At 68.6% G+C, this 22,626-nt stretch carries 27 protein-coding genes; 8 read left to right on the top strand and 19 right to left on the bottom strand.

The annotated features are described in order from the left end of the window. The first annotated feature begins 44 nt into the window (after nt 1-44). The gene (locus ACFPJ1_RS06775) at nt 45-944 is read left to right on the top strand and encodes an oxygenase MpaB family protein (protein WP_380102124.1); all 900 of its coding nucleotides are present in this window, start codon (nt 45-47) and stop codon (nt 942-944) included. A gap of 124 nt (nt 945-1,068) precedes the next feature. Then, nucleotides 1,069-2,223 (top strand): ROK family transcriptional regulator, encoded by a 1,155-nt coding sequence (locus ACFPJ1_RS06770; RefSeq protein WP_380102122.1) that lies wholly within the window; start codon nt 1,069-1,071, stop codon nt 2,221-2,223. 150 nt (nt 2,224-2,373) lie between these two features. On the opposite strand, the gene ACFPJ1_RS06765 is transcribed toward ACFPJ1_RS06770, so the two are convergent. Together ACFPJ1_RS06765 and ACFPJ1_RS06760 are read right to left on the bottom strand one after the other, a co-directional pair. Further along, nucleotides 2,374-2,970, bottom strand: a complete 597-nt coding sequence (locus ACFPJ1_RS06765; RefSeq protein ID WP_380102119.1) for a ParA family protein — start codon at nt 2,968-2,970, stop codon at nt 2,374-2,376. Nucleotides 2,971-3,115: 145 nt separating this feature from the next. Further along, entirely contained in the window at nt 3,116-4,108 is a 993-nt protein-coding gene (locus ACFPJ1_RS06760; protein ID WP_380102117.1) for a GlxA family transcriptional regulator, read from the bottom strand. Between the two features lie 117 nt (nt 4,109-4,225). Between ACFPJ1_RS06760 and ACFPJ1_RS06755 the strand changes: the two genes are divergently transcribed. Beyond that, nucleotides 4,226-4,864 carry an HD domain-containing protein gene (locus ACFPJ1_RS06755; RefSeq protein ID WP_380102115.1) on the top strand — a complete coding sequence of 213 codons (639 nt, stop codon included), beginning with the start codon at nt 4,226-4,228 and terminating at the stop codon, nt 4,862-4,864. Nucleotides 4,865-4,935: 71 nt separating this feature from the next. Here the strand turns inward: ACFPJ1_RS06755 and ACFPJ1_RS06750 are convergent, their stop codons facing one another. From ACFPJ1_RS06750 to ACFPJ1_RS06730, 5 genes are all read right to left on the bottom strand, one after another. Beyond that, complete coding sequence (locus tag ACFPJ1_RS06750) at nt 4,936-5,895, bottom strand: ABC transporter substrate-binding protein (RefSeq protein ID WP_380102113.1); 960 nt, start codon at nt 5,893-5,895, stop codon at nt 4,936-4,938. Further along, entirely contained in the window at nt 5,892-7,853 is a 1,962-nt protein-coding gene (locus tag ACFPJ1_RS06745) for an ABC transporter permease subunit (protein ID WP_380102111.1), read from the bottom strand. Before ACFPJ1_RS06745 ends, ACFPJ1_RS06750 begins: the two co-directional genes overlap by 4 nt. Next, nucleotides 7,853-8,908 (bottom strand): quaternary amine ABC transporter ATP-binding protein, encoded by a 1,056-nt coding sequence (locus tag ACFPJ1_RS06740; protein ID WP_380102109.1) that lies wholly within the window; start codon nt 8,906-8,908, stop codon nt 7,853-7,855. The genes ACFPJ1_RS06745 and ACFPJ1_RS06740 overlap by 1 nt, the downstream gene beginning before the upstream one ends. 153 nt (nt 8,909-9,061) lie before the next feature. After that, entirely contained in the window at nt 9,062-9,520 is a 459-nt protein-coding gene (locus tag ACFPJ1_RS06735; protein WP_380102107.1) for a group II truncated hemoglobin, read from the bottom strand. Nucleotides 9,521-9,556: 36 nt separating this feature from the next. Then, nucleotides 9,557-10,465 carry an aminoglycoside phosphotransferase family protein gene (locus tag ACFPJ1_RS06730; RefSeq protein ID WP_380102105.1) on the bottom strand — a complete coding sequence of 303 codons (909 nt, stop codon included), beginning with the start codon at nt 10,463-10,465 and terminating at the stop codon, nt 9,557-9,559. Nucleotides 10,466-10,512: 47 nt separating this feature from the next. On the opposite strand from ACFPJ1_RS06730, the gene ACFPJ1_RS06725 reads away from it, so the two are divergent. Next, nucleotides 10,513-11,295, top strand: a complete 783-nt coding sequence (locus ACFPJ1_RS06725) for a hypothetical protein (protein WP_380102103.1) — start codon at nt 10,513-10,515, stop codon at nt 11,293-11,295. A 3-nt stretch (nt 11,296-11,298) separates the two neighbouring features. Here ACFPJ1_RS06725 and ACFPJ1_RS06720 read toward each other — a convergent pair whose 3' ends face one another. The 3 genes from ACFPJ1_RS06720 to ACFPJ1_RS06710 form a co-directional block, all read right to left on the bottom strand. Continuing rightward, a complete protein-coding gene (locus ACFPJ1_RS06720) occupies nt 11,299-11,958 on the bottom strand; it encodes an NADPH-dependent F420 reductase (protein WP_380102101.1) in 660 nt (219 codons plus the stop codon). 57 nt (nt 11,959-12,015) lie between these two features. Continuing rightward, the gene (locus ACFPJ1_RS06715; RefSeq protein WP_380102099.1) at nt 12,016-12,570 is read right to left on the bottom strand and encodes a class I SAM-dependent methyltransferase; all 555 of its coding nucleotides are present in this window, start codon (nt 12,568-12,570) and stop codon (nt 12,016-12,018) included. Nucleotides 12,571-12,660: 90 nt separating this feature from the next. Then, on the bottom strand, nt 12,661-13,512 hold the full coding sequence (locus tag ACFPJ1_RS06710) for a siderophore-interacting protein (protein ID WP_380102097.1): 852 nt from the start codon (nt 13,510-13,512) through the stop codon (nt 12,661-12,663). A gap of 181 nt (nt 13,513-13,693) precedes the next feature. Between ACFPJ1_RS06710 and ACFPJ1_RS06705 the strand changes: the two genes are divergently transcribed. Both ACFPJ1_RS06705 and ACFPJ1_RS06700 read left to right on the top strand, forming a co-directional pair. Then, entirely contained in the window at nt 13,694-15,055 is a 1,362-nt protein-coding gene (locus ACFPJ1_RS06705; protein ID WP_380102095.1) for an ATP-binding protein, read from the top strand. 140 nt (nt 15,056-15,195) lie between these two features. Beyond that, nucleotides 15,196-15,552 (top strand): VOC family protein, encoded by a 357-nt coding sequence (locus tag ACFPJ1_RS06700; RefSeq protein WP_380102093.1) that lies wholly within the window; start codon nt 15,196-15,198, stop codon nt 15,550-15,552. 42 nt (nt 15,553-15,594) lie between these two features. Here the strand turns inward: ACFPJ1_RS06700 and ACFPJ1_RS06695 are convergent, their stop codons facing one another. The 6 genes from ACFPJ1_RS06695 to ACFPJ1_RS06670 are packed head-to-tail and all read right to left on the bottom strand — an operon-like array spanning nt 15,595 to nt 18,336. Next, nucleotides 15,595-16,305 (bottom strand): cation diffusion facilitator family transporter, encoded by a 711-nt coding sequence (locus ACFPJ1_RS06695; RefSeq protein WP_380102091.1) that lies wholly within the window; start codon nt 16,303-16,305, stop codon nt 15,595-15,597. Beyond that, entirely contained in the window at nt 16,305-16,646 is a 342-nt protein-coding gene (locus ACFPJ1_RS06690; RefSeq protein ID WP_417498487.1) for an ArsR/SmtB family transcription factor, read from the bottom strand. Before ACFPJ1_RS06690 ends, ACFPJ1_RS06695 begins: the two co-directional genes overlap by 1 nt. A 12-nt stretch (nt 16,647-16,658) precedes the next feature. Beyond that, nucleotides 16,659-16,799, bottom strand: a complete 141-nt coding sequence (locus ACFPJ1_RS06685; protein WP_380102087.1) for a hypothetical protein — start codon at nt 16,797-16,799, stop codon at nt 16,659-16,661. After that, complete coding sequence (locus ACFPJ1_RS06680; RefSeq protein ID WP_380102085.1) at nt 16,796-17,068, bottom strand: type II toxin-antitoxin system Phd/YefM family antitoxin; 273 nt, start codon at nt 17,066-17,068, stop codon at nt 16,796-16,798. The genes ACFPJ1_RS06685 and ACFPJ1_RS06680 overlap by 4 nt, the downstream gene beginning before the upstream one ends. A 29-nt stretch (nt 17,069-17,097) precedes the next feature. Next, the gene (locus tag ACFPJ1_RS06675; protein ID WP_380102083.1) at nt 17,098-17,523 is read right to left on the bottom strand and encodes a VOC family protein; all 426 of its coding nucleotides are present in this window, start codon (nt 17,521-17,523) and stop codon (nt 17,098-17,100) included. Between the two features lie 9 nt (nt 17,524-17,532). Further along, nucleotides 17,533-18,336: a class I SAM-dependent methyltransferase gene (locus ACFPJ1_RS06670; protein ID WP_380102081.1), complete on the bottom strand. Its 804-nt coding sequence runs from the start codon at nt 18,334-18,336 to the stop codon at nt 17,533-17,535. A 112-nt stretch (nt 18,337-18,448) separates the two neighbouring features. Between ACFPJ1_RS06670 and ACFPJ1_RS06665 the strand changes: the two genes are divergently transcribed. Continuing rightward, nucleotides 18,449-19,684 (top strand): tetratricopeptide repeat protein, encoded by a 1,236-nt coding sequence (locus ACFPJ1_RS06665; protein ID WP_380102079.1) that lies wholly within the window; start codon nt 18,449-18,451, stop codon nt 19,682-19,684. 17 nt (nt 19,685-19,701) lie between these two features. Further along, the gene (locus ACFPJ1_RS06660; RefSeq protein ID WP_380102077.1) at nt 19,702-19,860 is read left to right on the top strand and encodes a response regulator transcription factor; all 159 of its coding nucleotides are present in this window, start codon (nt 19,702-19,704) and stop codon (nt 19,858-19,860) included. 4 nt (nt 19,861-19,864) lie between these two features. Here ACFPJ1_RS06660 and ACFPJ1_RS06655 read toward each other — a convergent pair whose 3' ends face one another. The 3 genes from ACFPJ1_RS06655 to ACFPJ1_RS06645 form a co-directional block, all read right to left on the bottom strand. Then, the gene (locus tag ACFPJ1_RS06655) at nt 19,865-21,013 is read right to left on the bottom strand and encodes an endonuclease (RefSeq protein WP_380102075.1); all 1,149 of its coding nucleotides are present in this window, start codon (nt 21,011-21,013) and stop codon (nt 19,865-19,867) included. A 134-nt stretch (nt 21,014-21,147) separates the two neighbouring features. Further along, nucleotides 21,148-21,834, bottom strand: a complete 687-nt coding sequence (locus ACFPJ1_RS06650; protein ID WP_380102072.1) for a hypothetical protein — start codon at nt 21,832-21,834, stop codon at nt 21,148-21,150. Continuing rightward, nucleotides 21,831-22,328 carry a sigma-70 family RNA polymerase sigma factor gene (locus ACFPJ1_RS06645; RefSeq protein WP_380102070.1) on the bottom strand — a complete coding sequence of 166 codons (498 nt, stop codon included), beginning with the start codon at nt 22,326-22,328 and terminating at the stop codon, nt 21,831-21,833. The genes ACFPJ1_RS06650 and ACFPJ1_RS06645 overlap by 4 nt, the downstream gene beginning before the upstream one ends. Between the last annotated feature and the right edge of the window lie 298 nt (nt 22,329-22,626).

Below are 22,626 nucleotides of genomic sequence, written 5' to 3'. Positions count from 1 at the left end.
GCGCACAGTGACCGTCGGGTTGGAGTGGTGGGGAGACTGGAGCTATGACCACTACCGCGCGCCCGGCCGACGGAGTGCTCGACCCGCTGAGGGACGGCCTTGCCCGGATGATCATGACGAAGGTCGCGGGCCCGGACCCTCAGGCGGAGCGGGACCGGGTCCACAACACCCCGGGACCTAGGTGGTTCGAGCCCGACCGCCCGATCCGGCGGGTGCATGGCGACGCCTCGATGTTCGCCGGTGGGCTGCGGGCGCTGCTGCTGCAATCGCTCCACCCGTTGGCGATGGCGGCGGTCTCGGCTCATTCCGGCTATCGGGGCGACCCGTGGGGACGGCTGCAGCGGACCAGCTACTTCTTGGCGATCACGACGTACGGCGCTGCCTCGCAGGCGGAGGAGGCGGTTGCTCGGGTGAAGGCGGTGCACGAGCGCGTACGCGGTACCAGCCCGGACGGTGTTCGCTACCAGGCGTCGGACCCGCATCTGCTGCGGTGGGTGCACGTGGCCGAGGTGGACAGCTTCCTTGCCGCCCACCAGCGGTACGGCGCGGCGCCGCTCGACGCCTCCGAGAGAGACGCGTACGTCGAGGACACCGCGCGGGTGGCTCGTGCTCTCGGTGTGGTGGATCCGCCAACGACTGAGGAACAACTGCGGCAGGTGCTGGCGGAGTATCGGCCGGAACTGCGGGGCACTGCCGAGGCTCGGCAGGCGGCTCGCTTCATCCTGGTGCATCCACCTGTGCCGTGGGCGGCGCGTCCGGCGTACGGGGTGTTGACGGCAGCGGCGGTCGGGCTGCTGCCGAGGTGGACCCGGTGGCCGCTGCGGCTGCCGTATCTGCCGCTGGCCGAGAGCACTGTGGTCCGAGCGGCCGGGGACGGGCTGACCCGCACGATCCGGTGGGCGCTGACGTCTCCGACCCTGGGGAAAGTCGACATATCGTCCTGACGGCGCTGATTTTGGCCTGGCGGGTGCGCCCGGAGCGCTGAAACTACCGCCTCACCGGTAGTTTGTTCTCGTGCCGTCGCGCCCGAATCGCCCGCTGCCACTCGCTACACCGGCGGGGGTCGAGGTGCTGACCAGAATCCTGACCCAGGGTCCGATCCCGCGGGTCGAGATCGCCCGGCGGACCGGGTTGTCGCAGGCCGCCGTCACCAAGGCCGTCGCCCCGCTGATCGAGGCGGGATTCGTCACCGACCAGCTGTCGCCTTCGGCGGTGGACGAAGCCGTGGAGATCCGGGCCGAGCTGGGTATCGGCCGACCGGTCAGCCCGCTGACGGTGGTTGCCGAGAGCATCTCGGTGATCGGGCTGAAGGTGACGCCGACGGACCTGATCGGGGTGATCACGGACTTCCGCGCCGGCATCCAGGCGACCCGGCACCAGCCGCTGCCCGACACCTCCGCCGAGACGGTGATCCAGCAGCTCGCGGTGCTGGCGAAAGAGATGATGGACTCGATCAGTGAGCCTGCGGGGCCGCTGATCGGGATCGGGGTGGCTGTCTCAGGTGATGTCGACTCGCGGCATGGCGTCGTGCGGGACTCACCGTTCATGGGGTGGCGGGATGTGCCGGTCGCCGCGTTGCTGAGCGAAGAGCTGGGCGTGCCGGTGCTGGTGGAGAACGACGTACGGGCTCTGACGATCGCCGAGCACTGGTTCGGGGTGGGGGTGAATGCCGACTCGTTCGCGGTGGTGACGATCGGGTCGGGGGTCGGCTGCGGGCTCTACATCAACGGCGAGGTCGTGTCAGGCGCGCACGGGGTCTCGGGCGAGCTCGGGCACCTGCCGCTCGCGCCGGGTGACCTCGTCTGCACTTGCGGACGACGTGGATGTGTCGAGACGGTCGCTTCGTCGGACGCGATCCTGGCGCGGGTCCGGGAGACCACGGGCAGGCCGGAGCTGGACCTGTCGGGCGCGATCCAGTTGGCGCACGGGGGAGACGAGCACGCGCAGGAGGCGTTCGACCGGGCCGGAGAGGTGATCGGGTCAGCCCTCGCCGCGATGGTCAACCTTGTCGGTCCGGAGCTTGTCGTCATCGCCGGTGAAGGCGTTGCCGACTACGACCTCTACGACCAGCGGATGCGCCAAGCCTTTGCCGCACATGCCTTCGGAGCCGCCGGCGACTGCCGCCTCATGCTCCGCTCCCACACCTTCGACAACTGGGCCCGCGGAGCCGCCGCCACAGTCATCCGTGCCTACGTCCGCTCCCAACCCCCCTTCCACCGCTAACCACCACACCGCAACAACTGCTGCGAGCTTGCTCGCGTGCCCAGCCAGGCAGTGCGGTCAGTGGTAGGCGACCGTTGGGCAGTCGATTGAAGGACTGTCTATTCAGGCTGGGTAGGCGAGCGAGCTCGCAGGTGTGGTTGAGGTGATGGGTTAGCTGCGGGCGGCGGCTAGGATTTTTCGCCAGACTTTTTTGTAGGACTCGAGGCCGTCGGCGGCGAGCGGGCCGGTGGGGCCGGCGGTGATGGAGACTCGTTCGGGGATGGTGCCCCAGACGGGGATGCCCTCGTCGGCGTACTGCTGCATCGCTTCCTGGTAGCTGCGGGTGTACGTGCGAGCCGAGCAGATCACCAAGCCGACCGGGACCTCCTTCGGAACCAGATCGAGCACCGCCTTCACCCGCGGGGTCTCGACGCCGCCGACGCGGGCGGGGATGATCACGATCCGGGCCCGCTCGAGAGCCTTGTTCAGCAGGCGCTCGTGCGACGGGGGCATGTCCACCACCCCGATGCCCTCCGGTGGAACCTTGTCGAGCGCCTTGGCCAGCAGTCGCTCCGTCGGCGCCTCGGCGATCTCGATCCTGGACAAGTGTTCGTCGTCGGAGTTCTCGATCCAGTCCGCCGCGCTCCCTTGCGGATCGGCGTCGACGAGGGTGGCTGTGCGACGGTTGGAAGATGCCAGCGCGGCCAAGTACACCGACGTGGTTGTCTTACCTACCCCGCCCTTCAGTGCAGCTGTCACGATGATCATGGAACCGACGCTACCCGGTTTTGTCCGAATTCCGGCGTGTCGTCGGCGTTGCTCGCCAGCTGCGTGATAGTTGCCGGGGGCTTCGAACAAGCTCAACGGCCCTTCAACCTGTCACAGACCACCCGCACGGGTCGCCAAGATCCGGTTACGAGGTGAGGGCCGCGTCCGACCGTTGGGCGGAGCGGAAACGCTGCTGGTAGGCGCGCGGTGAGACCCCGAGCCGCGCGATGAAGGTACGGCGGAGGGACTCGGAGTTTCCATAGCCGGCGCGTTCGGCGGCCTCGCTGATCGTGAGGCCACCCTCGAGCGCCGCCTTGGCCGTGTCGAAGCGGATGGCGTCGACATAACGAGCCGGCGTGGTCCCCAACTCCTCCCGGAAGAGCCTGGTCAGGTGGCGCGGGCTCACCGCTGCCAGCGCAGCGAGCTTGGCTACCGAGTGCTCCCCGGCCGGGTCGGCAGCCACCGCGTCGAAGACGGCTCGCAGTACCGGGGTGTGCGGGCGCGGGCCCTGCAGGGTCGGGGAGAACTGCGACTGGCCACCCGGGCGCTGCAGGAACACCACCAGCGACTGGGCTACCCGCCGAGCCAGGTCCTCGCCGTGGTCCTCCTCGAGCAGCGCCAGGGCCAGGTCGATCCCCGCGGTGACACCGGCGGAGGTGTACGTCTGCCGATCGCGGACGAAGATCGCATCCGGCTCGACGGCGATGTCCGAGTAGGCGGAGCCGAGCAGTTTCGTGTGCTGCCAGTGGGTGGTCGCCCGGCGGCCGCTGAGCAGACCGGCCTCGGCCAGGATGAACGCGCCGGTGCAGATCGAGCACACCCGAGTGGACCGCCCGGCAAGACCCCGTACTGCGCTCACGAGCGGCCCGGGGATCGGGTGCGTCGGCAACTGATCGCCGCCCATCACCAGCAACGTGTCGAAGCGCAGGTCCTCGCGGGCCGCGTCGACGTCGACCGCGATGCGCAGACCGGTCGACGAGATCACTTCGGTCCCACCCACCGAGCAGACGGACAGTTCGTACTCCGCGCCCATCCGGTTCGCCTCGCTGAACACCTCGCTCGGGCCGGCCACGTCCAGCAGCTTCACGCCGTCGAAGACGACCACACCGACCCGGTGCGGCCCGGTCCTCTTGACCACGGTGACCTCCTCGCAACACGTCCGGATCCGTGGGATTCAGGTCCGAACGAGCGGGGCGTGGGAGTACCCGCCGGAACCACGCTATAGGCAAGCAGACAACGACCTCTGGAGATGATCATGACCGAGACGATCGCGGGAATCACGATTCCCGACACCACACTCGTGCACGAGGCCACCGAGCTCGTCCGGGCGGCGGCCGGCCCGCTGCTGTTCGACCACTCGCGCCGCGTGTTCCTGTTCGGCAGCCTCAAGGGCGCGCACCGGGGCCTGCGAGCCGACCCCGAACTGCTGTACGTCGGGGCGATGTTCCACGACCTCGGGTTGACCGAGAAGTACCGGCGGACCAACCAGCGGTTCGAGGTGGACGGCGCAGACCTGGCCCGCGACTTCCTGCTCGCGCACGGCCGGTCCGAGGCCGACGCCCGGGCCGTCTGGCTGGGGATCGCCCTGCACACCACTCCGGGGATCGCGAACCACCTCGAGCCCGAGATCGCTCTGGTGTCCGCTGGCGTCGAGACCGACGTACTGGGTTTCGACCTGGACGAGATCACCGACGAGCAGATCGCGGCCGTCACCGCCGCGCATCAGCGGCCGAACTTCAAGGAGAACATCCTGCGGGCGTTCGCCGACGGGATGAAGGACCGGCCGGACACCACCTTCGGCACCATGAACGACGACGTGCTGGCGCACTTCGTCCCGGGCTTCGTCCGCGAGGACTTCGTCGAGATCATCCGCGGCTCGGCCTGGCCCGAGTAGAGCGCTGCCTGAAACACAGAGCCACGCCGGGCCAGTAGTACGAGCACGCCGTACTACTGGCCGGCTCGGGCTTACTTACCCAGCCAGGCGTCGACCTTCGACTGGTTGTCCTTGACCCACTTCTCGGCCGCCGCGTCCGGGGTCATCTTGTCCTCGGCGATGTACTTCGCGACCACGTTCTGGTCGTCGTTCGTCCAGCTGAACTTCTTCACCAGCTCGTACGCCGGGCTGCCGGAGTCCGCGAACTTCTTCGAGACGATCTTGTCCAGGTCGTACGCCGGGTAGTCGCAGGCCACCTTCGCCGGATCCGTGTCGCATCCCTCGGTCCACTTCGGCAGGTCGACCTTGACCAGCTTGAGCTCGTTGAAGAACCACTGCGGCTCGTAGAAGTACCCGATCACCGGCTTCTTGTTCTTTTCCGCGTCCCGGAACGCCTGGATCAGCGCGGTCTCGCTACCGGCGTACACGACCTTGTAGTCGAGCTTCAGGTTCTTCACCAGCGCCTCGTCGTTCGTGACGAAGGACGGGTCGCCGTCGAGCAACTGCCCCTTGCCGCCGGACTCGGAGGTCTTGAACTGCGCCGCGGCCTTGTTCAGGTTCTTCCAGTCCTTGAGCTCCGGCTGTGCCTCCGCTAGCCACGGCGGCAGGTACCAGCCGATCACGCCCTTGTTGCCCGACTGCCCGACCTCGACGGCCACCTTCTGGTCGGTGACGTACTTCTTCTTCAGGTCCTCGTGGCCCCAGTTCTCCAGCACCGCGTCGACCTCGCCGGTGCCGAAGCCCTGCCAGGAGATCTCCTCCTTGAGGTTCTTCTTCACCACCTTGCAGCCGAGATCGTTGGTCGCCACGTATGCGACCACCGCGGCGTTCGCCTCGTACCCGACCCACGGGCTGACGGCCAGGTTGAAGGTGCCGCACTCCTTGGCACCGTCCGCCGGCTTCGCCGCCTCGCCCACCTTCGCACCGCCACACGCGGTCAGGGCCAGGGCCACTGCCGTCAGTACGCCGGCAGAGCGGAGCTTGTTGGTCACCACAGGTTGTCTCCTCTGACTGTTCCTCTGAACTTGCGAGTACGCCGGGCCGCGGCCTGGGTGATCCGGTCGAGCATCACCCCGAGCAGCACGATCGCCAAGCCCGCGGCGAGTCCCTTGCCGTACAGCTCACTCTGCGCGAACCCTGCGGCCACGTCGTAGCCGAGGGCGCCCGCGCCGACCAGTCCGCCCACGACCACCATGGACAGCACGTAGATCAGACCCTGGTTCACCGCCAGTGTGATCGCCCGGCGGGCCACCGGGAGCTGGACCTTGCTGATCACCTGCCAGGTGCTCGAGCCGACCGAGTTCGCCGCCTCCACCGTCGCGACCGGCACCGCCCGGATGCCGTCGGCAACGATCTTGGTGGTGACCGGGACGGCGAACACCACGGCGGCCGCGATCGCGGTGAACCGGCTGGTGCCGAACAACGCCAGGAACGGCACCAGGTAGACGAAGGGCGGCATCGTCTGGCCCGCGTCGAGAGCGGGGCGCAGCCAGCTGTCCGCGCGGTGGTTCCGGCCGGTCCAGACGCCGAGCATGACGCCGACGGCAACCACCACCACCGTGGCGAGCAGGGTCGACGCGAGCGTGACCATGGCGTCGTGCCAGACGCCCGTCGCGACCAGCAGGCCCAGGCAGACCGCCGCGGGAACAGCTCCCTGCCAGCTCCCGAGCAGCGCGGCCAGGGTGACGACCACCGCGGCCACGAGCCACCAGGGCGACTCCGTCAGCAGAGCTTCCAGCGGGTTGAGAACCCCCTTGGTCACGGCGTCGCGCACGCCGTACGTGAAGCCGCCGAAGACGTCCTGGACCCAGTTCGTCACGTCCGTCGCGGCGACGGCGATCCGGGAGCCAAGGTTCGCGCCCGAGGGGAACTCGGCCGCCCATACGTAGGTCCGCGAGAACCAGATGGCCACCAGTACTGCGATGCCGCCCGCGCCGAGGAGCACCTTGCGACGGATGCTCGCCGTACGCCAGGGCCGGTCGCCGGCGGCGGTGGTCACCCGGTCGAGCACGATCGCGATGACGACGATCGCCAGGCCGGCGTTGAACGCCACGCCGACGTCGAGCGTCTGCAGCGCCTTCAGCACAGTCTGGCCGAGCCCCGGCGCGTCGATCAGCGCGGCGACCGTCACCATCGACAGCGCGGCCATGATCGTCTGGTTGATCCCGACCACGACCGTGCTCCGGGACATCGGCAGCAGGACCTTCAGCAGGGTCTGACCGTGGGTAGACCCGAGCGAGCGCGCAGCCTCGACGCTCTCCGACGGCACCGAGCGGATCGCGTGCGCGGTCAGCCGGACGACCGGCGGCGCGGCGTAGATCAGCGTCGCGATCGTGGCGGCTGCCGGGCCGATCGCGAAGAACAGCGTCAGCGGCGCGAGGTAGACGAACGTCGGCAGCGTCTGCATCAGATCGAGCACGGGCGTCGCGACCCGGAACGCGCGGTTCGAGAGGCCGGCCCAGATCCCGAGCGGGATGCCGATCAGCAATGCGAGGAGCACCGCCGCGAGAGTCAGCGACAGGGTGTCCATGGCCTCCTGCCACAGGCCCTGCAGTCCGACGAAGGTCAGCCCCGCCGCGGCCAGCAGAGCGACCTTCCAGTTGCCGAAGGCCCACGCGAGGTATGCCGCCAACGCGACGACCCCGAGCCAGCCGATCACCGGCACGGGCCGCCCGTACGACGGTTGCGCGATCACCGCCTGGAACAGGATGACGAGCTGGTCGACGGCGACCCGGATCGCGTCGAGGAACGCGTTGCCGCTGCCGAGGAAATCACGGTGGTCGGTCAGCCAGCGGTGCAGCCCGGTGGTCTCCTGGCCGCCGAGGCCGAGCGTGTGCACACCTCTGAGCAGGAACCACGCGGCCACCCAGGCCACCAGCAGGACGCCGACGATCACCCCGCGTCGCGGGCGGCGTACCCGAATCTCGACCGAGCCGGTGATGGATGCCATCAGGCGTCCGCGACGACAGCGAGGATCTCCTCGTCACCGATCACGCCGAGCAGTTGCCCGTCCGAGACGACCTTGACCGGCCGGTCGGACTCGAGCACCAGCCTGGTCGCCTCCCGAACCAGTACGTCGGGCCCGAGCTCCGGGCCGTCGAGCTGCTCGTCCGGCCGGGGCTGCCGGATGATCCAGCGCAGAGTGAGCACGTCGGCCCGCGGTACGTCGCGGACGAACTCGCGGACGTAGTCGTCGGCGGGAGCCCCGACGAGCTCGTCGCCGGTGCCGAGCTGGACCGCCTCGCCGTCGCGCATCAGCAGGATCCGGTCGCCCAGCTTGAGCGCCTCGGACAGGTCGTGAGTGATGAACACCATGGTCTTGCCGACCTCGCGGTGCAGCCGGACCACCTCGGTCTGCATCTCCCGGCGGATCAGCGGGTCGAGCGCGGAGAACGGCTCGTCGAAGAGCAGCACGTCCGGGTCGTTGGCGAGTGCCCGGGCCAGCCCGACGCGTTGCTGCATGCCGCCGGACAGTTGCTCGGGGTAGAACTGCTCGTGGCCGCTCAGCCCGACCAGGTCGATGACCTCCTGGGCCCGGCGGCGCCGGTCCGGCTTGCTCTCGCCGCGGACCTCCAGCCCGTAGGACACGTTGTCGATCACCTTGCGGTGCGGCAGCAGGCCGAAGTGCTGGAACACCATCGAGAACTTGCTCCGGCGCAGCGTGCGGAGCCGCTTCTCGTCGGCGGCCCGCAGGTCCTCACCCTCGAAGAACAGCCCTCCGGCGGTCGGCTCGATCAGCCGCGTCAGGCACCGGACCAGGGTGGACTTGCCGGACCCGGACAGGCCCATCACGACGAAGACCTCGCCCGGCGCGACGTCGAAGCTCAGGTCGCGGACGGCCGCCGTACAGCCGGTCCGCTGCAGCAGCTCAGCCCGCCCCAGCCGGGCCAGATCTGCCCGGTGTGGAACCCGCCCGGCCTTCGGCCCGAACACCTTCCACAACCCTTGGACCGACAGCAGCGCCTCACTGTCCTCAATGTCGGGGTACTCGAGCTGAGCGGTCACTGTGGTTCACCCTCGCATCCCGGCCACCGGGGTAGTCATGAACCCCCGACAATATCCAACCCCCACTCCCCGCCTCCCCCCGACGGCTACCTGACACCACAACCTTTACCCGCTCTTACCACCCCAGAAGCCACCTGGTGGTTGCGGTTCGGGTCAGCCGAGGTACGGGGGCGCCTCGCCCCAGCCCCAGTGCGGGACGGGTGCCTCTGGCGGTGGGGTGGCGCCGACCTGGGAGTTGGCGAGGGCGATCCGCGTGCCCCACTCGACGTACGCCACGAAGGCTGAGCGAAATTCGGGGTCGTCGGGCAACCCGGCCGGGTCGGCGGACTGGCCGATCAACGCGGCCCAGCGTGACCTCTGCTCCTCGGTCAGGCCCAACCCCAGGTGATGGGACAGCATCGCCGGATACCCGCCCAGCTCGTCCGTGTACCGCGACGGGCCGCCGAAGACCTCGCCCAGCCACAGCGCCACGTGCTCGCGATGCTTGTCGCTCATGTGCGCGAACACCGGCGCCAGCACCGGGTCCTCCAGCACCTTGTCGTAGAACACCTCGGTGAGCCGCCGGAACGCCTCAGCCCCACCAGCCCACTCGTACACCGTCGGCGTCGTCATCTGCCCCTCCTCCTGACCGTTGATGTAATCATGTAATCAGGAGCGAGGGTCTTCAAGAGCCGCCGCGATCGCGATCTGCGCAGGATCCATCGCGTGCTCCCCACCCTCGAGCTCCCAGAGCACGTTCTGCAGGATCCGCCCGAGCGTCCAGCCGACCGCCCGCTCACGATCCAGGCCGACCACCTCGACCATCAGGTCGAACCGTCGCCGGATCGCCCGCGGCAGATCACCCGTCGCCACCAGGTCGTCCCACCGGTTGTTCAGCGCCTGGTACAGCTCGAAGCACGGATCACCCGCCAGCGGTTTCGGATCGATCGCCAGCCACGGGTGCCGCCTCGACGCCATCACGTTGTCGTAGTGGAGATCCCAGTGCAGCAACCGATCACCCGACTCCGGAACCAACTCGGCCACCCGCGCGGCGCACCGGCGTACCAGGGTTTGCTCGGCAGGATCGGCGAGCCGCGGGATCAGACCGGGTGCGTCCGCAACCATCTGTCCCGCGATGTCCTCGAGCCGTCGCAGCCCCGGCGGCGCCTGTACTGCGCGCAGCCGCGCGAGGAGTTCCGCCAGGATCCGGGTGGCCTCGGTGTCGTCGGGGAGATCGCTGAGCGAGCGCGGCTCCAACCGTTCGAGCAGGATCGTCGCGTCCGGAGCATCGTCCAAGACCCGTACCGCGTAGTCCTCGCCCCAGGTCCGTAGGCCGAGCGCCTCGTCGGCGTTCTCCTCGTTGACCGGCTGCAACTTGAGCATCGCGGGAGTTCCGTCGGTCCGCATGACGGGCAGTACGACCGAGGCGGCTCCGTGCAACGGCTCACCGTCGAGGCGCAACTTCCACCGCTCGAGATACCCCGCGGCGAGGTCGGGCACAGCCTCCAGCCAAGGCAGTTCCTCAGCGAGCGTCACGAACAACGGAGCCGGTACGGCGAACAGCGGGTGACTGGTCATCGTTCAGAACATTAGGGGTCGACCGGCGGATGTGCTTGGGTTTTCCCGTGAGCTCAGTGGAAGGTGATCCGGCCGAGTCGTTCGGCGACGTGGAGCGACGCAGCCGGCGGGCGCAGAGGGTCGTCGCGCTGGTCTATCTGGGCATCCCGCTGGTCTTCCTCGGGCTGGTGCTGTGGATCAGTTCCAGCGCGGACCCCTTCAACTGGCAGATCGCGCTGGTTCCGCTCGCGCTGCTGGTGATCGGCTGGTTCCTGCGGCAGCGACACCGGTACAAGCCGGGTCGCTGGGCCACCGCCGGGTTGTGGATGGGCGGGATCACCGGGCTCTTCACGGCGTTCGCCACGATCGTGCTCGACACCAACTGGCTGGCGACGTTGTTCCTCCCGGCGGCGATCGTCGGCGCGATTCTCGGGGTCGCTGTTGGGCGCTACGGGCAGCGGACGCTGATGCACCCCGCGGTGCCGGAGCTCGCCGAGTCGCCGTACGAGCTGACCTTTCGGGTGCGCGGGCTGACCCGGCTGCGGTTGGTGATCCGGCGTACGGATCTCGTCCTGGTGGAGCGGGTGCCGATCAGGACGGCCGAAGGGGACAGCCCTGCTGAGAAGGCTCGGACCTATCCGCTCACGGCCGTTACCGGGACCTATGAAGTCTCGTTGTCGGGCGCCGAGCGGCTCAAGTTCCCCGAGCCGCTTCGGCTGGCACCGGCCGGCACCCCGGGCCCGGCGTTGATCCTCCAGGCCAAAGGCGCCGACTGGGTGCTGCCCCAGAACGAAGCCGCTGCGATCGCCGAAATCCTCGACCGCCGCATCGCCGCCGCCCGCGCGCTCTGACGGCTAGCCGCGGAGTTCTGCTGGGCGGATCGGGCTGGCTTCGGCTAGGCCTTTGCGGACGCCATCGGCGTCGAGGTCGGTGCCGTAGACGGGCGTTCCGGGCTGCTGGCGCCAGGACTCGGCGAGGCTGCCGGCGTCGATCGGGTCGAAGCCGAGCCCGTCGACGAGCCGCAGTACCTTCGCCTTGGCCTCTTCGTTGTCACCGGCAACCGGTAGGGCGATCCGCCCCGGCTCGCCGGCCGCGACGCCGAGATCCAGCAGACGCTGGAAGTTGATGTTGTTGAAGGCCTTGTTCACCGGCTGACCGAGCTGCTCGGCCACCCAACCGCTCTCGGTCCGGCCCTCGTCCTCGATCCCCGCGATCCGCCCGTCGCGCTGCGGGTAGTAGTTGTTCGTGTCGATCACCGCGAATCCCTCGGCGGCGTTGTCGAACAGGTCCTTCGGCAGTGCGGGGACCGCCTTCTCCGGAATCGTCACGATCACGATCTCGGCGCCCTTGGTAACGTCCCCGACCTGGGCCGGAGTCGCTCCCGTCTCGGCCTGCAGGTCGAGCAGCGTCTCCGGACCCCGCGAGTTCGCCACGGAGACCTCGTGCCCGAGGGCCGTCAGGCGCCGGGTGAGGGTGCCGCCGATGAGACCTGAACCGATGATGCCGATCTTCACTTTTGCTCCTGGTAGTGAGTAGCTGATACTCAGCTATAACGCCGAAACGGCCCTCGATCATCCACCACGCTCGTCCTTCCAGCGCATCGCCAGGGCGAAACCGAGGTCGTCGTACTCGGCGCCGGGGAAGACCGTGCCGTAGATCTCACGGAACTGCGCGCGGGACAGATAGCGGTCGCTCAGCAGGTGCTCGAGCCACGGCTTGCTGTGCCAGAAACGCAGTTCGAACCACGCGTCCCGCAGCCCGACCCGCCTGATCTCGGCAGGGAAGCCGCGGACCCGGTGCAGCATCGTGTGGCTGTAGACCAGGTCGAACCCCTCGTCGTCCACCTCGAACAGATCCGCGACCCGGTACTCGAGGTTCGGCCGGGACCGCCGCTCGCGGGCGATCGCGATCATCGGCTCGCTGAGGTCGACCCCGAGCACTTGGCCGAAGTCGTCGGCCAGCCGTTCCGCCGCGTGCCCGGACCCGCAGCCGACGTCGATCGCCCGCTCACCCTTCACCCCGAGCCCGGTCACCCACGCGCTGTTCTGCCCGGGCAACAGGCTCACGAACCGGTCGTACTCCGCCGCGAACCGGTCGAACGAGGTCGGATCAGCCAGATCAGTCATGCCCGTACGACGACGCCCGCCCGCGACTGGTTCGCAGTACCGGGAGATCGGCCGCAGACCGGGCGGCGTCGAACCCGGGCTCCGGTGAGGTCAGTTACCGGCGGCTGCGCGTTCCTTGCGGGCGGTCTCGGCCTTCTCGGCCTGCCAGCCGTCTTCGGTCTTGCCGAGGCGCCAGTAGCCGGACAGGGAGACGCGGTCGCGCGCGAGGCCGCGGTCGGCGAACAGGTGCTTGCGCAGCCGCAGTACGAAGCCTGCTTCGCCGTGGACGAAGACCTGCACGTCACCGGGTGGGAACTCCAGGGACTCGACCGCCTCGACCAGATCGTCACCCCGGTTGCCATGGTTGCCATCATTGTTGCTAGCGGCACCGGATCGGTGGAACCAGGTGAACTCGACTTCGCCGGAGCCGCTGAACTTCTGCTCCTCGGTCTCGTCCTCGACCTCGACGAACACCTTCGCCATCGCGCCCGGCGGGAGCACCTCGATCGCGGCGCCGATCGCCGGCAGCGCGCTCTCGTCGCCGACCAGCAGGTGCCAGGCCGCGTCCTCGTCCGGCCGGTAGGCGCCACCCGGACCGTTGAACCAGAGCTTGTCGCCGGCCTTCGCCGCGGCCGCCCACGGTCCGGCGATGCCCTCGTCGCCGTGGTGGACGAAGTCGATCGTCAGTTCGTGGCTCGCCTCGTCCCACGAGCGCACCGTGTACGTCCGCATAGTCGGCCACTGCTCGGACGGGAACTGCTCGCGGACCACACCCATGTCCAGCGGCTCCGGGTACTCCACTCCCGGCTGCGGGAAGAGCAGTTTCACGTAGTGGTCGCTGGTGCCGTTGTCGACGAAGTCGTCACAGCTCAGCACCACCCGGATCATGTGCGGGGTGATCCGCTCGGTCCGGCGGACGACCGCCAGTTTCGCGCGGCGGTTACGGGGTGCTGGGTTGCTCACGCGACCACGGTCCTCTCGAACATCAGGCGGAGAATGTTAGGCATACCTAAGTAGGCTAACCGACCTCCCCAACGCCCGGTACGACGGTTCGCGGTGCGGCGGTACGGCGGTTCAACTGGGGCTGAGGGGTTGTTCATCTGCTGGTCTCCTGGTTGCCGGGTGGACCACTGAGGGTGAAGGGATGAGCCAGGTTTTCGGGACGGCCAGGCGTCCGGCGTACATGGTGACCCGGACCGACCAGCAGGGGCGGCCGATCTCGCTGGACCGGCGGCCACCCGAGGGGAACTCGGTCCTGTTCACCGGCACCCCGGGGATGGGCAAGAGCCTCGAGCTGGATCGCGCCCAGCAGTACGCGCAGCAGAACGGCTGGACCTGCATCCGGGTGGACGCGTCGCCGCGGGAGCCGCTGGAGAACCGGTTCGTCCGTGCCGTCAGCGAGGACCTCGGTGGGCTTCGCAAGCGGCACGGGTTCTTCGCCCTGCGCAAGCTGAAAAGGACCCTGCGCGACCTGACCCAGCGCAACCGGACTCAGCAGAACGGGGCGGAACTGCGGTTCGGCGTCGCACCGGTACAGGCGGTGGTGAAGAAGCAGTGGGAGGCGCCGGGCCGAGACGGTGTCGGCAGCACCCTCAACCAGCTCGCGGACAACCTGGGCGAGCTTGCGGCGAAGAAGCGGCAGCCGGTGATGCTGATGGTCGACAACCTCGACGTGGCGTCCGAGCGGGACCTTGCCGCGCTGACGGAGCTCTCTGCCCACCTCGAGCGCAGCGGTCAGCCGGTCTACCTGATCGGCGCCGGTGGTGAGATGGCCGCAACCAGGTTGATGGCCGCATCCGGCGGAATGTCGGGCGTCGGTACTGGTGTCGCCAGTCGGTTCGACCTGCGCGAGTGCACGCCACTTGCTGATGACGAACTGCGGCCGGCCGTGACCGAGCCGCTGCGGCGTGCGGGGATTCCCTACCAGCCCGAGGCTGTGGACAACCTGTTGAAGGCTGCGAACGGCAACCCGAGCCGGTTGCGGGATCTGGCCGACAGCGCGGTGCGGTTGGCGCAGCCGCCGTACGGGATCACGGCCGATGTGGCGAAGCACGCGACCGCGCAGGTGAACGACCGGTCGCGGGTCTTCTACCAGGCCGCGTGGAACAACTGCTCCGACGCGGAGAAGGACCTGCTGGCGAAGGTCGCGGTACGGGGCCCGCGTGGGCTGGCGATGCCGAGCGAGACGCAGGCAGCCGGTCCCGGCAGGTGGCAGGAGGTGGACAACGCGCGGCAGGGATTGGTTGCCCGCGGCATGCTTCGCGAGAGCGGCCAGCGGGTGAACCTGGCTGACCCAGGCTTGCAGGAATGGGTGGAGACCCGCGTTGGCCAGTCTGCCGCTCACGCCGGCGTCGCCCTTCCCGGCACGCCCGCTCCGGCCATCAACCAACCGCCGGCACCCGGCGCCGCAGTACCCACTGTCGCTCAGGGCACCGGCCGCCACCGTCAGACCAACACCACGGCCACCCGCCAGGTCGGCAACACGACCTTCACCGTCAACACCTAGTACCGCGTCCGGCTTGGATCTGGTGGTCCGACGGGTGACCAGAGATCGATCAGGAATCAAGAAGCACGGGTGGCGGAGTCGGGACTAGCGTGACTGGCACGGGCACAAAGTCCGACCAGACAACGACTTCAGGAGTGACCATGACCGGCTCTTCCACCCAGGGAATCAAGACCGTGCTGCATCCCGTCTCCGACCTGGCCAAAGCCAAGGAGGTGTACGCCGCGCTGCTCGGTGTGCAGCCGACAGCCGACTCGGACTACTACGTCGGCTTCGAGGCCGAGGGCCAGCACATCGGGCTGGTGCCGAACGGCGGACCGCAGAACATGACCTCACCGATCGCCTACTGGCACGTGGCGGACATCGAGGCGAAGCTGGCCGAGGTGACCGCCGCGGGTGCCACCGTGAAGGAGACCCCGCACGACGTCGGCGGCGGCCGCCTGGTGGCCACCTTCACCGACCTCGACGGCAACGTCCTCGGACTGGTCCAGGACCGCTGAGTGCCGCCCCCCGCCGGCACCCTTCAGCGTCGTCGCGCCCGGCTAGCAGCAGCCGTCTTCGCACTTCGCTGAGCCCGTGCCTGCGGGGGCACAGCAGCCTCTGCCTTGCCACGCCTGGATTCCTTCGCGCAGGGCGACGATCGCGATGATCAACCCGGCGACCGGATCAGCCCAGAACCAGCCGAGGGTCGCGTTCAGGACGAGCCCGACCAGCAGCACGGCCGACAGGTAGGTACACAGCAACGTCTGGGTCCCGTCAGCAACCACAGCGTTGGATCCCAGCGCTCTCCCGGTACGCCGCTGGGCGGTTGAGAGCAGCGGCATCACCACCAGCGAGGCGATCGCCAGCCCGATCCCGACCGACGAGCTGTCGGGCTCGGTCCTGGATGCCAGTGACCGCACGGACTCCACCGCCACATACGCGGCGAGCCCGAAGAAGGACAACGCGATCAACCGCAGTGCGCGCCGCTCCCGGGTCTCCGGCAAGGGGTGCCGGAACTGCCACAGAATGATCAGCCCACTGGCTACCTCGACCACCGAGTCGAGACCGAACCCCACCAACGCCACCGACCCGGACACGGTCCCGGCCGTGATCGCGACAACCGCCTCGACCACGTTGTAGCTGACACTCGCCCCCGCCAACCACCGAGCCCGCCGCCCCAACGCCACCCGCTCAGCACTGGGCTTCGAGGGCGCGGTAACCAGAGGCAGCAACCGCGGCTCGGTTGGCTGGTCAGTCGACGGATCGGTCATTAGCAGTCGCCCTCCGCGTCAGGCCGACAGCAGGCGGGGTCCACCGCCAGAACCACATTCAGCAGTTCGCTCAACGCCGTCCCCAGACTCGGATCAGCCAACTCGTACCGCGTCCGCCGTCCCTCGGGCTCCGCCACCACCAGGCCGCACCCTCGCAGGCAGGCCAGGTGATTGGACAACGACTGCCGGCTGACCCCGATCCGCTCAGCCAGCTCCGCCGGATAACTGGGCCCTTCATGCAGCACCAACATCACCTGCGTCCGCGTCGGATCAGACAGCGCATGCCCGACCCGAGCCAGCACCTCACCCCGACTGATCGTGTCCACGCCGCGACAGTACATCAACCCCTGTATTCACCGGAAGCTGTACCAACCGCCCAGCTGCAACCGGGAACCAGCCCGAATCTCCTGCGAGCAGACGCCACCGACGGTGCCGTCGTTGACCTCGGCAGTCGCAACCCCGACCACGAAGGCGGACGTGTCGTCGCAGATCACCTGCGCTGCTCATCGATCAGATCGCTGACCGGCCCGGCCGTCTTGATCGGCGTCGGGGCGGGTCGCTTGCGACGCTTCGCCGGCGTCACTCTCCCCTCGGCGATCAGACGCTCCATGGCGGTCGGAACTCCGACTGGCACGAGCTGCGCGATCGGCTTGCCGTCGTCCGTGATGGTGATGGTCCGGCCGCCACGGACCTCGGCCAGATGGCGGGTGAGGTCGTCCCGGAGTTCACGGGTGTCGACGTCCATCGAACCTCCTGTGGTCACTTGTCCTCCCTTGACGGTGGACGGGGCAGTCAGATGGCGAAGACGTCGGCGTCGTTGGCGAAGGCTTTGAATTCGAGGGCGTTGCCGGCCGGGTCGTGCAGGAACATCGTCCATTGCTCGCCGGTCTGGCCCTCGAAGCGGAGGTAGGGGTCGATGACGAACGGAGTACCGGCGGTGCGGAAGCGGTCGGCGAGGGCGTGGAAGTCGGGGATCTCGAGGATCAGGCCGAAGTGCGGGACGGGGACGTCGTGGCCGTCGACCGGGTTGTGGATCGCCTGCTGGCGCGCTGGGGAGAGGTGGGTCACGAACTGGTGGCCACGCAGGTTCCAGTCGATCCAGGTGTCGGAACTGCGGCCACGTTCACAGCCGACCACGGAACCGTAGAACTCCGCGGCGGCGGCGAGATCGTCGACCGGCATGGCGAGGTGGAAGCGCGGGATGGAAGGCGTCGTCATGCCTTCAACCTATTTGGTCGCGATCACCAGTCGGCACTCGAACGGGAACAACACCTCGCCGGTGCCGGTCAGATACGCGGCCAATGCGGTTCGGCAGTCCGCGACGATCGCATCCCTGACGCCTGGCTCCAAGCGTCCGCCGAGCGGCGTGCTGTCCAGCTCGACGCCGATCAGCTGCTCGATCGAGTCGTAGCGGAATCCTCCGACCGGGCGATCGGTCGCCGTCACCGCCAACCCGGCGTCGGCGAAGTACCTGCTCAGACGGTCGAGATCGCCGAGCGCGAAGTAGCTGGTCACCAGGCGGCGGGCCTCGTCCCCCGCGTGCCGGCTCACCACGTCCACGAACAACGCGTACGGCGGGTTGGTGGCGAGCGCGCCCGGTACCAGAACCCCGACGGTTCCCCCGGGACGGACCACCCGGCGCATCTCCCGCACTGCGGCGGCCGGCTCCGGGAAGAACATCATCGCCATCTGACTCACCACGACATCGAACGACTCCGAGTCGAACGGCAGCTCCCCGGCGTCGCCTTGTTGCCAGTTCAGCTCGGGCGCAACTCTCCGGGCCACAGCCAGCATCGCCTCGTTGAGATCGACGCCGGTCACCTTCCCACCGGGCACCACGCGTCCAGCCGCGGCACGCGCGACGACGCCAGTCCCGCAGCCCACGTCGAGCACCTGCTGCCCTGTCGTGACGCCCGCACCGTCCAGCAGGTACCGCGCCCATTGGGCGAAGAAGCGCGGTACGAACTGCTCCTCGTACGCCTCGGCCAGTTCCGCGGTCAGCTGGAAGGTCTCCTGCTCTGTTCTGTTCATCGTCGGGACTCCTCACGGTGACGGCTCCCTCCGAGACTGCCATCGAACGACTCCCCGGGCATCGGGTGAATGCCCCATACCGAGGGGCGCTCACGGGCGTGACAATGACGAGATGGAAGCCGACGAGCTGGTCGCCACAGGGCAGGCCGCACTCGCGGCGGGCCGATGGGCGGACGCACAGCTCGCGTTCGAGGCGGCGCTCGAGGCTGCGCCCGGGAACGGCGTGGCGCTGGACGGTCTCGGCGAGGTGCTGTGGTGGCTGGGCGACCCGAGTCGCAGCCGGCAGTGCCGGGAGTCGGCTTACGCCGTGTTCCGCAGTACGGGCGACAGGGAGCACGCCTTGAACGCCGCGCTCGGTATCGCGGTGACCTACGAGGCGAACTTCGGCAACTCCGCAGCAGCTGGCGGCTGGGTCTCGCGGGCCGAAAGACTGCTCAGTGGCGCGGACGACCCCTACGCAGGCTGGACCTCGGCGATCCGGGCTTATGTGACCGGCGACGCCGAGCAAGCAGCCGCGTCGTACCGAGAAGCGCTCTCGACCGCGCGGCGGATCGGCGACATCGATCTCGAGCTGTGCTCGCTGTCCGGCCTCGGCGAGAAACTCGTGCTGCTCGGCGAGGTGGAGCGGGGGCTGGCTCTGCTCGACGAAGCGATGGCCGGAGCGCTCGGCGGCGAGTGCACCCGGCTGGACGTGGTCGCCTACATCAGTTGCGACATGCTTGTCGCCTGTGACGTCGCCGCCGATATCGATCGGGCGCGGCAGTGGTGTCAGGTCGCCGATCGTTTCATCGCGCGCTACGGCTGCCCCTTCCTGTCCACTCGGTGCCGGGTGGTCTATGCGAGCGTCCTGGTGTCGGCCGGGCAGTGGGATGAGGGCGAGCAGGAACTGCTCCGTGCCATCGCGATGAGCCAGGGTGCCGGACCTGCGCTGGCGACCGAGGCAGTGGCGCGGTTGGCCGAGCTGAGGGTGCGACAGGGCCGTACCGAGGCAGCTGCGCGGCTGCTCGGCGGCCGGGAGAACGACCTGCGCAGCTGCCTCGCGGTAGCAGCGCTCCGGCTCGCCCGGGGCGACGGGCCAGGCGCCACGACAGCAGTCCGCAGGTGGCTGGCCGAGACAGCCACTCAACAGCTCTCCTCCGCGTCCGCGCTGGCGCTGTCGGTGCGTACTCACCTGGCCAGCAATGACATCGACGCTGCGGAGGCGGCGGCAGCGACACTGACCGAACTGGCGGAGCACCGCCGCCTCCCGTACGTCGAGGCGCTGTCCCGGCCGCCGACGCCACCGCCGCACTGCTCCGCTCACTCGGCAGGACGCCGCCGCCGGGTCAGCGCGGTGCAGGCGAGCTGACCCGGCGGGAGCGTCAGGTGCTTCGGCTGATCGGACTCGGCCTCAGCAACCCCGAGATCGGGGCGCGGCTGCACATCAGTCGGAAGACCGCGGAGCACCACGTCAGCCATGTGCTGGCGAAGCTCGGCGCGCGCAACCGGGCCGAGGCGGTCGCGCGCGCCGTGCCGATCGATTGAGTGGCTACGGCCAGATCGAGGAGACCCACTCGGGGTGGTCGATGAACGGGTTCCGGTTGTGCTGCCAGGTGTCGAAGATGACCTGGTTGCGGCGCTTCTCGAAGGCGTCCGGCGGGTCGCCCGCGCTCCAGGCCTTCAGCACCGAGAGCTTGCCGATGTACGGCGCAGTGCCGTTGTTGACCGAGTTGTTCGGCTCCAGGTTCGCGAACCCGTCGCCGCCCTCGTACCGCACGGCCATGTAGAAGATCATCCGCGCGACATCACCGCGTACCGCCGCCCGCGGGGCGAACGAGTCCCCGTCCGCGGTGCAGCCCGGGCACTCGGTGACCGTCGAACCGCCGTTGTCGAAGTCGAGGTTGCCGCGGGCACCGTTCACCGAGACGTCCTCGGGCCGCAGGTGGTGCACGTCGGTGCCCGGACCGGTCGCGGTGCCGAAGTCGCCGTGGGACTTCGCCCAGACGTGCTCGCGGTTCCAGTCGTTCACGCCGCCGCCGTTGGTGCTCTTGCTCTGCGAGCGACCGGAGTACAGCAGGATCACGTTGTTCGCGTTGGACGGGTCCTGGTCGGTGTCCTTCAGCGCGTTCCAGACCTGGTCGTAGGTCAGCTTGGTCTGGTTCGAGATGATCGTGTGCAGCGCGGACTTCAGCGCCGGCCCGGTCTTGCCGATCGCGTTCGCGTAGTAGTCGCCCGGGTCCGGCGGATCACCCGGATCGCCCGGATCCGACCCGCCGCCGCCGCCGAAGGCAGTCGGGGACTTCAGCCCCGCATGCGGCGTGAAGTACGGCGTGAGCGTGCCGGTCACGCTGATCTTGGTGCCGAGCAGTCCCGGGTTCGACTGCAACCCGTACTGCGCCCGGAAGGTGGCCGTGACCTGCACGTAGAGCATGGCCGATGTGCTCGTCTGCGAACTCGAGTCGGCCAGCGCGATCGCGGTGTCGCCGGTGAAGTTGCTCCGGATCACCGTGTTCGCGGCGGTCGGCTGCCCGACCACGAATCCCTCGACGGTGGCGACGGATCCGTCCTGCCGCGACAGCGCGGTACTGACGGTGATGGTGGCGGTGGTCGCCGCGGCGGAGGGTCTAATCCCGAAGGCGAGCAACGCCAGCAGGACACCGAGAACCACGGCCGGACGGGATGCGCGAAGAGCGGGCACGGCGATCTCCCAGGGGCGGTTGGGAACCAATGCGTCGCAGGTCAGTCTGCCCGTCTTCAGCCCGAATGGAAGGTCAGCCCCTCCAAAGGTTGTCCGACGATCCGGCAAACCCTGGGCGACAGATCACCCAGCCCTCACTTCAGCTCGAGCTGGGCCGTGGGCAGGACCTCTTTCAGCGTCCCGCCCTGAGGCTTGCTGTCGGCGGGAAGGTCTCGGTAGATCAGGTATGAGCCCACCGGCAACCGGGCGCCGGGCATCCGGTCGCAACTCCGGATGTCGATCCGGGCGTGGAAGGTGTGGGATTGCTCCGGTTTCAGGACCACCGGCTTCCCGCTCACCGTCAGCACCGCGTGTCCGACCACCCTGTTCTTCTGGACAACGGCGAAGAGGCTCGTGGGTGAAGCGTTGATCAGCGGCTTCGGGAGGTGGCTGGTGAACTCAGACTCCACGGTCCCGGTCCAGCCGTCGGCGCTCCTGGCCATGGTCTTCTGTGTCACCTTCTCCCCTCGGGTGCCGATGGAGGAGGGCGCCGGAATGGTCACCCCACACTTGTACGGCGGGAGAGGACTTTCCCTGATAGCCGACTGGGTGCCTCCGCCGCGGTTCGCCACGGTGCTCTCGGTGCCGGCGCCTGGCAGTACTGCATGAGCGCTGACTGCGATCGCGGCCGCGCCTGCGAAGCCGGCGACACCGACGGTCGCGGTACGCCGACGACGGCGGCGCCGGATCCGGGGTACCAGGGCATGCTCGTCGAGCTCGACGGTGTCGGTGCCCTTGGTGGCCACGGACTGGAGGAGCTGTTTCAAGTCGTCGGAGGTCATCTCATCGTCTCCTCGGGGATGGCGAGCTGAGTGGCGAGTCGGGTCCGGGCGTCGGCCAGGTGTCGTTTCACCGTGCCTTCGGCGCAGTCGAGCTGGTCTGCGATCTCGAGAACGGAGAGGTCCTCGTAGTACCGGAGGACGACGCAGGCGCGCTGCTTGGGCGACAGAGTGGACAAGGCCTGTCGGACCTCGTCCGCGAGTGCTTGGTCCTCGTCGTGGTGCGCAACCGGATCCACCAGCAGGTGGCGTCTGGCGTTCCACAGCTGCGCGCGGCGGCGGCCGTCGACGTACTGGTTGAGCATCGCGCGCCGAACGTAGCCCTCGAGCTGTTCGACGTCGCCTCTCACCCGCAGCCGGCTGAACACCCGCAGCAGCGCGTCCTGCACGAGGTCGGCGGCCGCGGCTGACTCTCCGGTCAGGAGATAGGCATACGCACGTAGCGAGGCGCCGCGGACTGCCAGCAGTTCCTTGAACGCGCGCTCCCAGTCAGCCATCAACACCGTCCTGTTCGGTTCCCTGTCAGCTATCAAGACGAACAGGGGCGGCGCGGCGTTGGGGTGTGGCGAGAGAATTGAGTCGGTGGGGCGGCGAGCGCTTGGCGCCGGTGCCGCCCCACCTGGGTGTACGGGCCCCCATCAACTCGTGACAGTCGCCACGAACTGCTCGCCCATCCACCAGTGAGGCGCTACTGGCGGGCAGCACCTCACCGACTGGTGGGAGAAGGACGCTACGTCCCCCTCCAGGTCTGGCGTGGTGCGGACGCCGTTACGGACCGTACTGAGTCCGGAACCG

Origin of the sequence: Kribbella qitaiheensis (assembly GCF_042657745.1) — a bacterium.
Taxonomy (GTDB): Bacteria; Actinomycetota; Actinomycetes; order Propionibacteriales; family Kribbellaceae; genus Kribbella; species Kribbella qitaiheensis.
Note: the sequence above shows the minus strand (reverse complement) of the source record. Positions and strands in the feature narration are given on the sequence as shown.

Excerpts from the sequence above, each read along its gene's own strand:
- ACFPJ1_RS06765 (WP_380102119.1), bottom strand. The coding sequence starts at position 2,970 with ATGATCATCGTGACAGCTGCACTGAAGGGCGGGGTAGGTAAGACAACC.
- ACFPJ1_RS06650 (WP_380102072.1), bottom strand. The coding sequence starts at position 21,834 with ATGACCTCCGACGACTTGAAACAGCTCCTCCAGTCCGTGGCCACCAAG.
- ACFPJ1_RS06715 (WP_380102099.1), bottom strand. The coding sequence starts at position 12,570 with ATGACTGATCTGGCTGATCCGACCTCGTTCGACCGGTTCGCGGCGGAG.
- ACFPJ1_RS06695 (WP_380102091.1), bottom strand. The coding sequence starts at position 16,305 with ATGACCGATCCGTCGACTGACCAGCCAACCGAGCCGCGGTTGCTGCCT.
- ACFPJ1_RS06675 (WP_380102083.1), bottom strand. The coding sequence starts at position 17,523 with ATGACGACGCCTTCCATCCCGCGCTTCCACCTCGCCATGCCGGTCGAC.
- ACFPJ1_RS06690 (WP_417498487.1), bottom strand. The coding sequence starts at position 16,646 with ATGTACTGTCGCGGCGTGGACACGATCAGTCGGGGTGAGGTGCTGGCT.
- ACFPJ1_RS06700 (WP_380102093.1), top strand. The coding sequence starts at position 15,196 with ATGACCGGCTCTTCCACCCAGGGAATCAAGACCGTGCTGCATCCCGTC.
- ACFPJ1_RS06775 (WP_380102124.1), top strand. The coding sequence starts at position 45 with ATGACCACTACCGCGCGCCCGGCCGACGGAGTGCTCGACCCGCTGAGG.
- ACFPJ1_RS06705 (WP_380102095.1), top strand. The coding sequence starts at position 13,694 with ATGAGCCAGGTTTTCGGGACGGCCAGGCGTCCGGCGTACATGGTGACC.
- ACFPJ1_RS06755 (WP_380102115.1), top strand. The coding sequence starts at position 4,226 with ATGACCGAGACGATCGCGGGAATCACGATTCCCGACACCACACTCGTG.
- ACFPJ1_RS06745 (WP_380102111.1), bottom strand. The coding sequence starts at position 7,853 with ATGGCATCCATCACCGGCTCGGTCGAGATTCGGGTACGCCGCCCGCGA.
- ACFPJ1_RS06730 (WP_380102105.1), bottom strand. The coding sequence starts at position 10,465 with ATGACCAGTCACCCGCTGTTCGCCGTACCGGCTCCGTTGTTCGTGACG.
- ACFPJ1_RS06645 (WP_380102070.1), bottom strand. The coding sequence starts at position 22,328 with ATGGCTGACTGGGAGCGCGCGTTCAAGGAACTGCTGGCAGTCCGCGGC.
- ACFPJ1_RS06665 (WP_380102079.1), top strand. The coding sequence starts at position 18,449 with ATGGAAGCCGACGAGCTGGTCGCCACAGGGCAGGCCGCACTCGCGGCG.
- ACFPJ1_RS06670 (WP_380102081.1), bottom strand. The coding sequence starts at position 18,336 with ATGAACAGAACAGAGCAGGAGACCTTCCAGCTGACCGCGGAACTGGCC.
- ACFPJ1_RS06735 (WP_380102107.1), bottom strand. The coding sequence starts at position 9,520 with ATGACGACGCCGACGGTGTACGAGTGGGCTGGTGGGGCTGAGGCGTTC.